11 protein-coding genes, 1 tRNA gene and 4 pseudogenes are annotated in these 13,713 nt (G+C 36.8%); 11 read left to right on the top strand and 5 right to left on the bottom strand.

The genetic code is table 11. The features are described 5' to 3' along the window. The gene (locus C7K42_RS13160) at positions 1–450 is read left to right on the top strand and encodes a group II intron maturase-specific domain-containing protein (RefSeq protein ID WP_249038026.1); all 450 of its coding nucleotides are present in this window, start codon (positions 1–3) and stop codon (positions 448–450) included. A 157-nt stretch (positions 451–607) separates the two neighbouring features. On the opposite strand, the gene C7K42_RS07740 is transcribed toward C7K42_RS13160, so the two are convergent. The 4 genes and pseudogenes from C7K42_RS07740 to C7K42_RS07725 all read right to left on the bottom strand — a co-directional run. Continuing rightward, positions 608–682: transfer RNA gene (locus C7K42_RS07740), tRNA-His, on the bottom strand. Between the two features lie 76 nt (positions 683–758). Next, positions 759–1,190 (bottom strand): annotated as a pseudogene (locus tag C7K42_RS07735) (IS5 family transposase); the annotation flags it as partial. A 520-nt stretch (positions 1,191–1,710) separates the two neighbouring features. After that, the gene (locus C7K42_RS07730) at positions 1,711–1,773 is read right to left on the bottom strand and encodes a putative holin-like toxin (protein WP_222843308.1); all 63 of its coding nucleotides are present in this window, start codon (positions 1,771–1,773) and stop codon (positions 1,711–1,713) included. A 155-nt stretch (positions 1,774–1,928) separates the two neighbouring features. Then, positions 1,929–2,621 (bottom strand): annotated as a pseudogene (locus tag C7K42_RS07725) (ABC transporter permease); the annotation flags it as partial. Between the two features lie 95 nt (positions 2,622–2,716). Between C7K42_RS07725 and C7K42_RS07720 the strand changes: the two are divergent. The 4 genes and pseudogenes from C7K42_RS07720 to C7K42_RS12895 all read left to right on the top strand — a co-directional run bounded on the left by C7K42_RS07720 (position 2,717) and on the right by C7K42_RS12895 (position 4,737). Next, positions 2,717–3,277 (top strand): recombinase family protein, encoded by a 561-nt coding sequence (locus C7K42_RS07720; protein ID WP_061841452.1) that lies wholly within the window; start codon positions 2,717–2,719, stop codon positions 3,275–3,277. A gap of 190 nt (positions 3,278–3,467) precedes the next feature. Then, positions 3,468–4,252: pseudogene (locus tag C7K42_RS07715) on the top strand (ParA family protein). Between the two features lie 69 nt (positions 4,253–4,321). Continuing rightward, entirely contained in the window at positions 4,322–4,522 is a 201-nt protein-coding gene (locus tag C7K42_RS07710; RefSeq protein WP_061841451.1) for a hypothetical protein, read from the top strand. Positions 4,523–4,563: 41 nt separating this feature from the next. Beyond that, on the top strand, positions 4,564–4,737 hold the full coding sequence (locus C7K42_RS12895) for a hypothetical protein (RefSeq protein ID WP_159459077.1): 174 nt from the start codon (positions 4,564–4,566) through the stop codon (positions 4,735–4,737). A 467-nt stretch (positions 4,738–5,204) separates the two neighbouring features. Here the strand turns inward: C7K42_RS12895 and C7K42_RS07705 are convergent, their stop codons facing one another. Continuing rightward, positions 5,205–6,566 carry an IS4-like element ISTeha4 family transposase gene (locus tag C7K42_RS07705; protein ID WP_123985536.1) on the bottom strand — a complete coding sequence of 454 codons (1,362 nt, stop codon included), beginning with the start codon at positions 6,564–6,566 and terminating at the stop codon, positions 5,205–5,207. Between the two features lie 596 nt (positions 6,567–7,162). Here C7K42_RS07705 and mobA point away from each other — a divergent pair. The 6 genes and pseudogenes from mobA (at position 7,163) to fdhF (ending at position 13,706) form a co-directional block, all read left to right on the top strand. Further along, complete coding sequence (mobA, locus tag C7K42_RS07700) at positions 7,163–7,735, top strand: molybdenum cofactor guanylyltransferase (protein WP_061840644.1); 573 nt, start codon at positions 7,163–7,165, stop codon at positions 7,733–7,735. Between the two features lie 15 nt (positions 7,736–7,750). Continuing rightward, positions 7,751–8,575, top strand: a complete 825-nt coding sequence (locus C7K42_RS07695; RefSeq protein WP_061840645.1) for a formate/nitrite transporter family protein — start codon at positions 7,751–7,753, stop codon at positions 8,573–8,575. Beyond that, the gene (locus C7K42_RS07690; RefSeq protein WP_061840646.1) at positions 8,576–9,154 is read left to right on the top strand and encodes a hypothetical protein; all 579 of its coding nucleotides are present in this window, start codon (positions 8,576–8,578) and stop codon (positions 9,152–9,154) included. It abuts the gene before it with no gap. 15 nt (positions 9,155–9,169) lie between these two features. Next, on the top strand, positions 9,170–9,679 hold the full coding sequence (locus C7K42_RS07685) for an NADH-quinone oxidoreductase subunit NuoE family protein (protein WP_061840647.1): 510 nt from the start codon (positions 9,170–9,172) through the stop codon (positions 9,677–9,679). Next, positions 9,676–10,968, top strand: a pseudogene (locus C7K42_RS13395) (complex I 51 kDa subunit family protein). The gene C7K42_RS07685 and the pseudogene C7K42_RS13395 overlap by 4 nt, the downstream one beginning before the upstream one ends. Positions 10,969–10,970: 2 nt before the next feature. Next, the gene (fdhF, locus tag C7K42_RS07675) at positions 10,971–13,706 is read left to right on the top strand and encodes a formate dehydrogenase subunit alpha (protein WP_371873165.1); all 2,736 of its coding nucleotides are present in this window, start codon (positions 10,971–10,973) and stop codon (positions 13,704–13,706) included. Positions 13,707–13,713: the final 7 nt, after the last annotated feature.

Here is a 13,713-nt window from a genome sequence, read left to right as displayed (position 1 = left end):
ATGAAAGTCAATGGCACCTGTCGTTTTATCCCTACCAAAGAAGCCAAGAAGAAATTCAAAGCCGAATTGAAACGTCGAACAAGCCGTAAGCGTGCGGGTGATTTTCGAACGATCATAGAGGAAATCAATCAAGTCACGCGTGGCTGGATAGGCTATTTCGGATTGGGATTTATTCGAGGTTTTATTCAAAAGGAAATTGAACCATGGTTACATCACCGCATCAGGCAGCTGATCCTCAAACGTTGGAAAGTTCCCAAAACGAAAATAACGAAGTTATTGTCTTATGGTTTAGATTTAAACGGCGCCAAGAAAATCGGATCCTCTAGAAAGAAATATTGGCGACTGTCCAAAACGTCTGAAGTTCATCGGACACTTACAAACGAAAGACTCCACCGATGGGGCTTAGTTTCACTAAGCGCCTTGGTAGAGTCTGCTTACGCAAGATATTGAACCGCCGTATACGGAACCGTACGTACGGTGGTGTGAGAGGTCGACTAGCCAATTAATGGCTAGTCACCTACTCGATTTTCGCACGCTACGCGAGCTCAACCCGGTCTAAAGACTTAATAAAAAGCTTTGGAGTAGCTCTCCTCCAAAGCTTCAAAAGGGCGATATGCGGGATTCGAACCCGCGCGTGACGGATCCACAAACCGCTGTGTTAACCAAGCTTCACCAATATCGCCGTGACATTATATAGTACAGATATAATTCTACCAGTAATCCGTATTATTTCAAGATGTGTTTTCCTAAGAGGCTGTCTAAAATCTCTTGAGTAACAGTGCTAAAAACGTCAAAACAACCATTTGCAGACTGGTGGTTAATTGACGCTCACAACTTTTCCAAAGTCGCCGACAATTCTCTAACCAACTAAAGGAACGTTCAACTACCCAACGTTGGGGCATGACTTCGAATCGATGCAACTCACTACGCTTCGCAACCTGCACGGTTGCGTTTAAATTACTTGCCACATCGAGCTGAAAATTAACGCCTGAATAACCACCATCGACTAAGACATTTTGAACCTGGCGTAAATGCATGGCATGTAAAGCGATCATTGCACTGGCCCCGTCTCGATCAGAGACGTTCGCTCGCGTCATGTGAATGGCCTGCGGAAAACCATTGATATCAACTGCCAGGTGGCGCTTAATCCCCGAGATTTTTTTACCAGCGTCGTAACCTTTTGTTGTTGCTCGTTGTACTTGGATGTCTTAACAAAAAGTATAAACTGTAATTATTAGTAAGTATATTAGGCCACTAGGGTATACCCTAGTGGCCTTACTTGTCTGCATGAACTGCGGACAGCTACCAAAAGTTCAATAGCGTTGTCAAAATTAGATGATAATTATCAATCGATTAGAAATCAGAGGCACATAAGGTAGGGCCAGTTGGCTTGAAAATTAAGAGTGGGATTAAATTCCCGTGTCAAACCAAAAAGCGCTTAAAATGCAAATATGAGCGTTTAAAGATATTCTACATAGAAGATCGTACCGCGAGAGTTTGCTACCGGTGCACGGTCACGCTACGGGCTGCCAGAAATTTGCTTTAAAATAGTCGAAAGTTAATTAAAGTCATGCTATAATGTGGATATGAAAAAGGAAGCCTTGCGCTAACAAGACTTCCTACGCAAGCCGCTTCAAAGGCGGTGGCATTAGTTAACTAAACGATACTGTCGTCCCGTAACTCGCCAAAGTTATGATCGGGGCGGCTTTTTTATTTGTGGTGCTTGTCGATATAGCTGAGAAGCGCGATTAAAAACGTGCCAAACAGTAACATCAACGAGAGTGTCTGGAAGACGCTCATTGACTGTGAAACCTTCCTGAAGATTATTCCATGTTCCCATAGACCTCACCTCGCAAGGGAAAAGACAGCCACCGCCCTTAAAACTTCTTGCTTAATCTATTATACAGGTAAATGGGGATAGAACAATGTTATGCATAATCAGATTTCTTTAATTTTTGAGCCATAAATAGCCAAGCTACTAACGAAAACAACAGGACTATCAACACCGTTATGTAACTCGTGTTTCCGTGATAGGTTAACGAACCGTTATTATAATTAACAATTTTCAAGAAAGCAGTAATTGGATAATAGTCTTGCAGATTTTGCCCAGCTATAAAGACGCCAACAAAGCCATAAACAAAGGCGATAACCACGTTGAGATAAGATGAGGATTGCCGAATAAACAAAATCAAGATTGGTAAGACAGCGATAAAAACCCCTAAGCTAATACCAGTTAACTGAATCATTGCGCTCAAAGAATGGTACACGGGTTCACTTTTATGGGGTAAGAAAAGGAAGATCAAGTATGTTAAGAGCGCGTTTAAAGCTGCAAACGCCAAATTGATTAAGCATAAGACAGCTAATTTGCTAACATACAATTTATTAACAGGAACAGCGCAAGTAATGTTATTCTTTAGTGCTCCAGATATATGCTCAACATTAATTAAATAGTTACTAAAGATAACAATCATTGCCGGTAAGACTAAACTAAAACTATCCCAAATAACGATATTCATAAAATCAGTGTAATTATAGAGTGAATGTTCATTGCCACTGTATAGTTGAAATATTGAAAGTAGATCAGTAAAGATAAGGGAAATGAAAAATATGAGTAAGACGTCACATCTTTTAAGTTGTGACCTTTATTTTTATATGCTATAATGACAGCAATTATAATAAGTCATAACTTAGGATTAAAAGTTAAGGAGATTTAGAAATGAAAATTGGTTATGCAAGGGTAAGCACACAAGATCAAAAGTTAGAAAATCAAACAGATGAATTGCAAAAAGCTGGTGCAGAAAAAATTTATCGAGAAAAATTCACGGGGACGACGACGCAACGTCCAGTTTTTAATGAACTTCTTCAGACGTTCAATGAAAATGATATGCTTATCGTGACAAAATTAGACCGTTTTGCTAGAAATACTCGAGAAGCTTTAGAAATTATACAAATGCTTTTTGAACGAAACGTCAAAATTCATATTTTAAATATGGGGATCATTGATAATACGCCCACAGGGCAACTAATTTTCACTATTTTTAGTGCTTTTGCGCAATTCGAGCGGGATATGATTGTTTCACGCACTCAAGAGGGAAAAAAGTACGCAAAACAGCACGATCCTCATTTTAAAGAAGGACGTCCAAAAACTTATTCTGACGAACAAATTCGATTGGCTTACGAATTAAGACAAAAAGGAATGACCTATAAAATGATTGAACGAAAAACAGGCATTAGTGTAAAAACGCAACAAAGACGATTTAAAAAAATATCAGTATAATAACACAATATAGCACGGCATATTATGTTATATTTAGCAATAAAATGATATAGCATACGATGGCATAAGATAGTATAGTGCCTTTAATCGAAGCTAAATAAACGAGAAAAGGTATTTTTATATAAAAGCATATTGTATCATTTCATATTATGATATGCTATAATACAATATGCTTGAAAGGAGGAATACAATGGAAATTATTACTTTTTCTGCTACCAAAGGCGGTGTAGGAAAACAACCCTAACTTTTAACTATGGGGAATGGCTATCTGACAAAGGGTATAATGTTCTACTAATTGATAGTGACCACCAGTGTAGTTTAACGCAGACATACGATGTTTATCGAGATCATGGGACAATTGCAAATATCTTTACTAATGATGCCAAAAATGTTGAACTCATAGAGATACACAATAATTTGTCTTTATTACCAGCATCAATGAGTTTAGATATTGTTAATAACGATATTCAAACGAAACCTAATAAAGAACTTATAATGTACATGTGGTTAGCAGATCATTACGAATACTATAAACAGTTTGATTATGTTTTAATTGATTGTCACCCCGATTTTTCAACCATTACACAAAATATGATTGCCATTGCAGACTATGTATTTAGCCCAGTTGAGCCTAGTGAATACGGATTTACTTCAAAGAATAATCTAGAATTAAGATTGCGACAACTAAAAAAAGAAGTTATTCGGGTTGATACTAGAGAAAGCTTTGTAACAGCTGAACTAAAATTTCTTGGTAATAGAATTAAACATAATACAAAATCTTCACGTGAGTTTATTAAAGCAATGAAAAAAGATCCAAGAACGTTAGCTTTTATTCCTGAAAAAGAGCTATTTAATAAGTCGACATTAGATCACACCCCTTTAAGTACTATGAAGAAAGATCAAGAAACGTTATCTAAACATAAGCATTTTTTCAAGGAAATCAATCAAATTTTTACTACGCTAAGAAAATCATGACATATCATATCATGAAATAGCATATTATGGTATGCCATTGTGTAATATAACTTAAAAAGGAGAGAGAGTATGGCATTTGAAGATAAAGCAGAGAGTATAAAAGAAAGTTTACCTAAAAAAAATATTTCAAGAGATCGTGAACCAAGAATTTCAAAATCTTATACATTAAAGAAAAGAGTTGCAGAAGAACTAACGAAAAAAGCAGAAGAAGAAGAAATAACTGCTTCAAGATATTTAGAAAAATTATTACGTAAAGAATTTAATCTTTAAAACGGTTGTAATGAAGGTAAAAATAAATGGAATGAAAGCCAATGGTTTATTTTAGAGAAAATAACTTTTTAGAAACAGATCAAGGCATGACTGAGGATGAAAATGAGGTCTTTAAACAAGTTGGTAAATCCAAAAATAATTCAAATCAAAATAGAAAAGAGCTCTTAAAACAAGCAAATAAGAAACCAGTCAGTGTGATCGCAATACAGATGTAATTGTAGAAGTTTTAGAATGAGCAAATAGCGTTTGTGAAAATTGTCATCAACACCCCTTTTTATAAGAAAAAATTTAATACCTTTTTCGAGAGAGGGGGGGCGGGAAAGACACCGTAGAAAATGCTATAGTTATTTGTCCGAATTGCATGAAAAGAATATTTTGCTGCAAAAATAACAACTGTTGTAACTGGAATAATAATAGAAGATAGTAAAGTATTAATTGCTCAACGAGTCGAAAATACTGAACGGAACAGCATATGAAGGAGAAACTTTCGAAAAGGGATTACATAGGGAGCTTTATGAAGAACTGAAAGTAACGCAAATATTCAGAAGTTTTTGGGGAGAATGTTTAGCAAAACGATTTCAATACTTATAGACTTATGTCTTATATTAGTAACTAAAACTTGAAACCTACTTTTCGATACGTATCCCTTGGTATACCAAGGATCTCATGCACAAAATTAACTTCAACCTGCTTGCTTGAGCTGTTTTTGTATAGAGGAAGGTAGTTTTTCAAGGAACTGTTCGATAATGTTATTTAATACGGCTTCATCCAAAACATATTCATCCGCAAAAGCTTCTTGGAATAAAACGAGTAATTGCAGAATGGCTTCCGATACAGAAAGCTCAGAAAGCTCATCAATGAGAAGATAAAATAACTCGCCAAGCGTTCGGTCGTCTTTACTTTCACGTTCTTGCACCGCTAGGATCATATAACCGATAGCTACCAGTGTCGTATGCGCAAAGATCCCGTCATAAGAAATCCCTTGGTACTTGGCTAATTTTAAGTATTGTTTGCACATCTTGAAGTAGACTTCCACCGACCAGCGTCTAGCATAGAGCTGAATGATCTCGTCTTCGGTCAGATCGATATCGGTCGAAGCTAAGACCAAATAGTCGTTTCGTTTATTGCGATTGCGAATATATACCAACTTAATGGGAAGGATTTTCCCTTCTACGACAGCTTCTACTTGGACACTCAAAAGATAGCGAGAACGACCGCGGCGCTTTTTATTTCGTTTGAAGATTTCTTTGACATCCATCTTTTGGCCTTGATAACGGTAGTAGATCTTTTGACTACGTTTGACCATCGCTACGCAGTGGCATTTCAGGTCACGGATCTGTTGGAACATTTTGGGACTGGAAAACCAAGTATCGAATAAGACATAATCCGCATGGATCCCTTGGTTCAAAGCCGATCGAAGCAGTTCCAGTGTCACTTCTGTGCCTTTACGAAGCGCTTGAGCTTTACGTTTCCCCCTATTCGTGCGTTGGTCCCCGATATCAAGATCAGATTGGAGCTTTCTTTTCCCGGAGAGCAAGGAAAAAGCGACGGGGACAAAGCTGTTGCCATCACTCCAGCCTAATTGTAAATAACGAAATCCTTTGAAATATTTTTTCTTGGCATGGTCGTATTGTAAAGCGGCACATTCCACTTTTTTCGCATTCGAGCGGGTATACATGGAGTCGTCCACGATAAATGTGGTTTTTCGGGCATCACCCGTCAATGGACGTAGGAAAGTAATGACGGATTTAGCCACTAAGATCAGTAATTTTTGCCAATGAATGTGCGGATCATTCAAGACATTGCGAAAGGTCTTATCCGAAAAAGACAATTGTTCCTTCTGCTTTTGGTAAAACCGATAGGTAGAACCGTTGGTAAAGATCGAGGCCAATAAAAAAGAAAAAATAACAGGAACCGAAAAACCCCTTTTATGGACTGCGTTTGATTTTTTCAACGCAGAAGCTACATGGAACTGATGAAAAAAATCAGACACAGAGGTAGAAATTTTTTCTGAGTTTGGCGTTGTTTGTGTTATAATTGACATGGCATGAACACTCCTTGGTTAGTGGTTTTTCGTTGATTCTATTATACCAGGATTTGAGTGGTTCATGCTATTTTTGTATCAAAAAACGTTTATTTATCAAGGGATGAACTGTATTTTTGAACTTTCAAGTTTTAGTTAATTACTTTTTTACTGGAACACTGGTTGACTTCAAAACGAATTTTTATTTCACCATATTTTTTACTACCGGTGAGTTATTTCGTGTTAAAAGAAATTTATCTAAAGAAAAAAAGAAGCGATAGTTGTGCTGAAAAATTATTATTGAAATATATAACGAATCATGACTTTCAATCAAACGGAATATAAGGGGCGTTTTCAGTAGTAATCACCATATGTTTAAAAGAAAGACACAGGCGTAAATAAAGGAAACCGAGGCTGGGACAAAAAGCCTAACCTAACTTTGATTAAGTTATAGTGTTAAAAATGCACGATTTTACTTGACTATTCTTTTATAAGTTTTATAATTAAATAAACAAAATTTTTTTGCAAGAAAAAATAAAATTTAGCATAGCGGTTTTTGGTTAGTTTTTTTATCATAGTCGAACATTTTAATGAAAGCGTTTTATAGGTGGTGTGTGATGAATTCAAAAGACGTCACAGGAGTGATATTGTGCGGTGGAAAAAGCCAAAGAATGGGGTTTGATAAAGCACTTATTCATTTTAAGGGGCATTACGTGTTGGAAGAAACGGCGATGTCTTTAAAAAAGATTTTCCCTAATGTCTTGTTAGTAACTGATCATAAGCGAAAGTTTCCCGCTCAATTGCTTGCTAACCATGTATTTTTAGAAGATGAATTTATGCAAAAAGGTCCCTTGGGAGCCCTAGTCACTGCATTAAGACATATTGACACGCCCTATTTATTTTTAGTTGCTTGTGATATCCCTAGTATCACTGTGACAAAAATCAGATGCTTACTTGAGTCTGTTGAAGATGAACAAGTGATATTATTTTCGAGCGAGAAACTGGAGACTTTGTTTGCTTTTTATCATCGTAGCTGTTTGTCACAATTCGAAAAACAATTAGCGACGGACAATGGAAAGATAAGAACGGCTTTTGATTGCTTAGATGTAAAAAAAGTCAAAAAGAAAAACATTGATATTGTAAATATCAATTATCCTGAAGAGCTAATTTATTGGAGACAAAATGACTGAGAAAGGGATAGGTATATGAATAGTTATTCGATTGAAGAAACAATGACTGCTTTTGCTAAAAAAGCCAAAACTAAAAGTCAGTTAGCATTTGTGAAATTATTCTTATTAGGTATTATGGCAGGTGGTTTTATTGCTCTTGGTTACTTAGCTTTCATCCGTGTTTCAGGAACAACGCCAGAAGAATGGGGAAGTTTTTCTACCTTACTAGGCGCGATGTTGTTTCCCATTGGTTTAATTGCTATTACCTTTGTAGGTGGTGAATTGGTAACAGGAAATGGCATGACAATGACGTTTGGTCTTTTAGAAAAAAAAGTATCTGTCTTAAATGTCCTTAAAAATTGGTTGTTGGTTTTACTAGCAAATATCGTCGGTGGTGTATTAGTTGCCTACTTTTTCGGTCATATTGTGGGTCTAACTGAAGGTGATTTTGCAACAAAGACTTTGCAAGTCGCCTTGGCAAAAACGGCGGACAGCCCTCTTGTTATGATTGTCTCAGGAGTGGGATGTAATATATTTGTTTGCATGGCTGTATGGCTAGGAGCTATGAGCAAAGACTTTGTTGGAAAAATTTTTGGATTATGGTTTCCCATAATGATCTTTATCGTCTGTGGCTTTCAACACGTTGTAGCGAATGCATTTATTTTACCTGCTGCCTTTTTTGCTGGAGCAGATATATCACTTATTGATATGCTCAAAAATATTTTCTTTGTATTTATAGGCAATGAAATTGGTGGCGCTTTATTTTTAGCCGTTCCTATTTATTTAACTAACCATGACCCTAAAGAGGCGTCGGAAGTAGCTGAAACTATACAAGAAACAACAGAAGAACGGGTGATTTAAGTGAGTGATAGTTTTTATGTGCCGAATTTGTTACAAATCGGGTCAACTGGAAGAAATAGTGGAAAAACAACGATTGCAAAACAAATCATTGAAAATGAAAAAAAGACGCATACAATTGTTGCCTTAAAAATTATTACTATTAGTGGAAAACGAGGCGTATGTCAAAGAGGTGCCGTTGGTTGTGGTATATGTACAAGTATTTCCTCTGGTTATGAACTCGTAAAAGAACAACATACACAGGGAAAAAAAGATACGATGCAATTGTTAAAGGCTGGAGCTGAAAAAGTTTATTTATTAAAAGCCTTTGAAGATCATTTGCAAGCAGGCTTTTTGGATTTTTTAAAACAAATACCAGCCGATGCAATGATTGTTTGTGAGTCTAATTCTTTACGAAAATACATAAGGCCAGGATTATTTATTATGATGGATAATCAAAAAAAGAGAGTAAAGCCCACAGCGCAAGCTGTTTATGAATTTTCTGATGAAATTTTTGATTCGTCAATGAAGACCAAAGAGATAGGAATAAAAAATACAATAAATGGAAGTTTTTGGGAAATAAAAGTTCCTCAAAAACTTTAAAAGAGGTTGATAAAAATGACAGTATTGTCCGTAGATAGAAAAATGGAAATTATTGATTATTATAATAAAAACCCAGAGCAAATATTAAATATGCTAGTTGATATGCAATTTGAATCAACAGATGGTTATATTGATCAACAGACAGCACGTTTTGTAGCAGAGGAATTAAAAATCACTGAAACGCGCATATATGAAATGATCACTTTTTATTCTATTTTAAAAGAAATACCGCAAGCAAGGTATGTTATCAAAATTTGTAATAGTGCACCTTGTCAATTTTCAGGTGGAACCTTTATTCGCAATGCCTTGAAAGAAATATTAGGTACCGAAGAAAACGAGACAACAGATGATGGTCTGTTTATGTATCATGGTATACCTTGTTTTGGCGCTTGTGCACAGGATCCTATGATCAAAATTAAGGATCGTGTATTTGCTAATCTGTCGATACCAAAACTGCAAACGTTAATTATAGATCTAAAAGCTGGTAAGTACCCGGATTTATATAGCGAGGGAATTAAAAAATGACAAGTAAAAAAGTTTTAACAACACGTTTTGAAAAAATGAATGATCCAACAGACGTACAAAATTATTGTGCTTTATCTGGTTATGAAGGTTTAAAAAAAGCATTGAAGATGGAAAAAGAGAACATTTTAGAAGAGTTAGAAATCGCTTTATTACGAGGTAGGGGTGGAGCTGCTTTTCCTCTCGGGAAAAAATGGCGGCATTTGTTTTATTCACAAGGTAGTCCCAAATATATTGTCTGTAATGCAGACGAAGGAGAACCGGGGACATTTAAAGATAAAGCATTGTTAGATTTTGATCCGCTTGCTTTGATTGAAGGTATGACAATTGCTGGTTATTTATTTGATTCACCACAAGGATACATTTATATCCGTGGTGAATACCGTCATCTTCATGATCGGTTAAATGAGGCTCTGAACAACGCCCGACAGATGAAGCTGTTAGAAAAAAATATCTTGGGAATTAGTGGTTTTGATTATGACATACGAATTATTTCTGGCGCAGGTGCTTATGTTTGCGGTGAAAATTAGGCATTATTAAATTCAATTGAAGGAAAGACGGGGCGACCACGTGTGAAACCACCACATTTGGCTGATGTGGGATTATATTTAAAACCAACTTTGGTTAATAATGTTGAATCTTATGCATGTGTGCCATATATTTTGCGATATGGTGGAGAAGCTTTCAAATCATTAGGAACACAAGACGGTGGGGGAACGAAATTAATCTGTCTAACCGGACATGTGAAAAATCGAGGGCTTTATGAAGTGAATCTTGGTACGCCTTTACAAGAAATTTTATATTCAGAAGAATACGGTGGTGGTAGCAGTACAGGTCGTCCCTTAAAATTTATACATTTCGGAGGGCAATCTGGGCCTATTGGCAGTGTTGATCAATTAGAAGATTGTATATATTCTTATGATGGGATGTGGGATGAGGGCCTGTCTGTTGGTTCCGGTGCAATTGTAGTTATGGATGACAGTGTTAGTATCATTGATTATCTTACACAAGTCGCTGCATTTTTTGCCCATGAATCCTGTGGGAAATGTACACCCTGTCGAATTGGTACCTTACGTATTTTAGAAATGTTAGAAAAATTTCAACAAGGAATGGGAATGCCTGGCGATATAGAACGTTTCCATGCCATGTTAACCCATGTGACACAGTTATCTGCTTGTGGTTTAGGGCAATCTGCTTCTACAGCGATTTTTAGTGCTATGCAAGCTTTTCCTGAAGAATTTGAGCAAGTAATTGATACAAAGGCAGAAAAAGTACAGGAGGTAATGTGGTAATGATGTCAACAGCCCCCACTGCAACAGTAACACTTTCAATTGATGATCAAGAAGTGACAGTCCCGAAAGGTACAACTTTATTAAATGCGGCAAAAGAAATTGGGGTTGAAATCCCAACTATGTGTCATTTGAAAGAATTAGCTCCTGATGGGTCTTGCCGTATGTGCGTTGTTGAAGTAGAAGGTGGTCGTAAGGGTGGTTTAGTTACTGCTTGTACTGCCCACGCCCAAGAAGGAATGTTTATTCATACAAATAACAAAAAGGTATCTGATTCTAGACGTTTTGTCCTAGATTTACTTTTGAGTAATCATAAATTAGAATGTTTTAGCTGTGCCCAAAATGGCGATTGTAAATTGCAGGATTATTCGATGGAATATGGTTTAACTGATACGAGTTTTGCTGGAAAACGACAAGCGCCAAATCAAATTGATGATACAAATCCCTTTTTCACTTATGATCCAGAAAAATGTATTATGTGCCGAGCTTGTGCCCGCGTTTGTCAACTGCGTCAAGGACGAGACGTGATCAGTATTTCTAATCGTGGCTTTGATACAAAGATGTTGCCTTGCTTTGGTGAAGATTGGAAACTGTCTGATTGTGAATCTTGTGGGAATTGTGTCTCAGTTTGTCCAACAGGTGCATTATCTGTAAAAGATTCTGTGAATTTCAGAAAATGGGAAACCTCCAAGGTGAAAACGACTTGTCCTCATTGTGGAACTGGTTGTCAAGTGAACCTTTTAGTAAAAAATAACGTTATTGTAGGCGCAGAGCCTGCCAATGGACCAGCCAATAAAAATATGCTTTGTGTAAAAGGAAAATTTGCTTCCTATAAATTTGTTGCTTCTGGTGACCGATTGCAAACACCATTGATCAAACGAGAAGGAAAATTTGAAGAAGCAAGTTGGGATGAGGCGCTTGAATTAGTTAGTAAGAAGTTTAAATATTTAAAAAATAATTACGGTCCGGATAGTTTAGCTGGTTTTTCTTGTTCTCGTTCAACCAATGAAGATAATTTTATTTTTGAAAAAATGGTGCGTACTGCTTTGGGTTCCAATAATGTGGATAATTGCGCGCGTGTATGTCATTCAGCCTCTGTTCATGGACTAGCAAATACTTTGGGAAGCGGTGCAATGACAAATACGATCGAAGATATTACAACTGATGTTGATGTAATTATGTTAGTTGGTTCAAACCCTACTGAGGCGCACCCTGTGATTGGCTTACAAATTCGTCAAGCAGTACAAAATGGAACAAAATTAATCGTTGTGGATCCAAGAAAGATTGATTTAGTAAAAAATAGTGAGCTACACCTACAAGTTAAAGCAGGAACGAATGTCGCTTTTGCAAATGGTATTATGAACGTTATCCTTAACGAAGGGTTAGAAGATGAGAAATTTATACAAGAACGGACAGAGGGTTATGAAGAGCTTAAAGAACTTGTAGCTGACTATACCCCGGACGTTGTAGCAAAAATTTGTGAAATTGAAGAAGAAGATTTAATTCGCGCCGCAAGACTATATGCGAATGCTAAAAAAGCTCCAATTATATATTGCTTAGGTGTTACCGAGCATTCTACCGGTACCAAAGGCGTAATGAGCATGTCTAATATGGCCATGCTAGTAGGTAAACTTGGACGACCTGGTTGCGGAGTGAATCCCTTACGTGGACAAAATAATGTGCAAGGGGCCTGTGATATGGGATGTTCTCCTTTTGACTTTCCAGGTTACCAAAAAGTTGCCAATGAAAAAATTAGGCAAAAATTTAAAAAAGCTTGGCAAACGCCACTTAGTTCAAATACCGGCATGACTTCTACTCAGGTACTACCGGCAGCTGCAAAAGGAGATGTTAAAGGACTTTATATATTTGGTGAAGATCCAGTCGTTACAGACCCGGATGTTTCTCATGTACGAGACGCATTAAAAAAATTAGACTTTTTAGTTGTACAAGAATTATTTATGACTGAAACTGCTAAATACGCTGACGTTGTTTTGCCTGGCGCGGCTTTTGCTGAAAAAGATGGAACATTCACGAATACAGAACGTCGGATCCAACGTATTCGTAAAGCAGTGGATGCACCAGGTGCGGCTCGCGAAGATTATAAGGTCTTTTGCGATATTGCAAGTAAAATGGGTTATCCTATGCATTATGAGCATCCTAGTGAAATAATGGATGAAATTGCTTATTTAGTCCCTAACTTTGCTGGTGTTAATTACAAACGACTGAAGCAAGAAAATGGATTGCAATGGCCTTGTAAGAGCTTGGATGATCCTGGCACACCAATTATGCACGTAGGAGAATTTGCGCGTGGAAAAGGTTTGTTTAAAGCAATTCCTTATCAACCCGCACAAGAGTTGCCAGATAATAAATATCCGTATCTCATGTCTACTGGACGAATGTTGTATCATTACAACACTCGCTCTATGACTGGCAGAACACCAGGGATTAATGAAATCTCTAATAAATCTTACATTGAGATCAACGCTGAAAGTGCGACACAATTAGGTATCAATCATGGAGATAAAGTAAAAGTTTCTTCAAGAAGAGGTTCTATTGAAACTTTTGCTAAAGTGGGAGACCGTGTTCGAGAGGACTCAGTATTTATGACTTTTCATTTTCAAGATGGAAATGTTAATGAAATTACGAATGCTGTATATGATGATATTGCGATTATCCCAGAGTATAAAGTTTGTGCCGTATCAATTGAACCGTTGAAAAATAAAGTAAGCGAAAGTCGATAAAGTTAGG

Origin of the sequence: Tetragenococcus halophilus subsp. halophilus DSM 20339, from assembly GCF_003841405.1 — a bacterium.
GTDB classification, from domain to species: domain Bacteria; phylum Bacillota; class Bacilli; order Lactobacillales; family Enterococcaceae; genus Tetragenococcus; species Tetragenococcus halophilus.
This window is presented reverse-complemented; position numbering and strand designations above follow the sequence as displayed.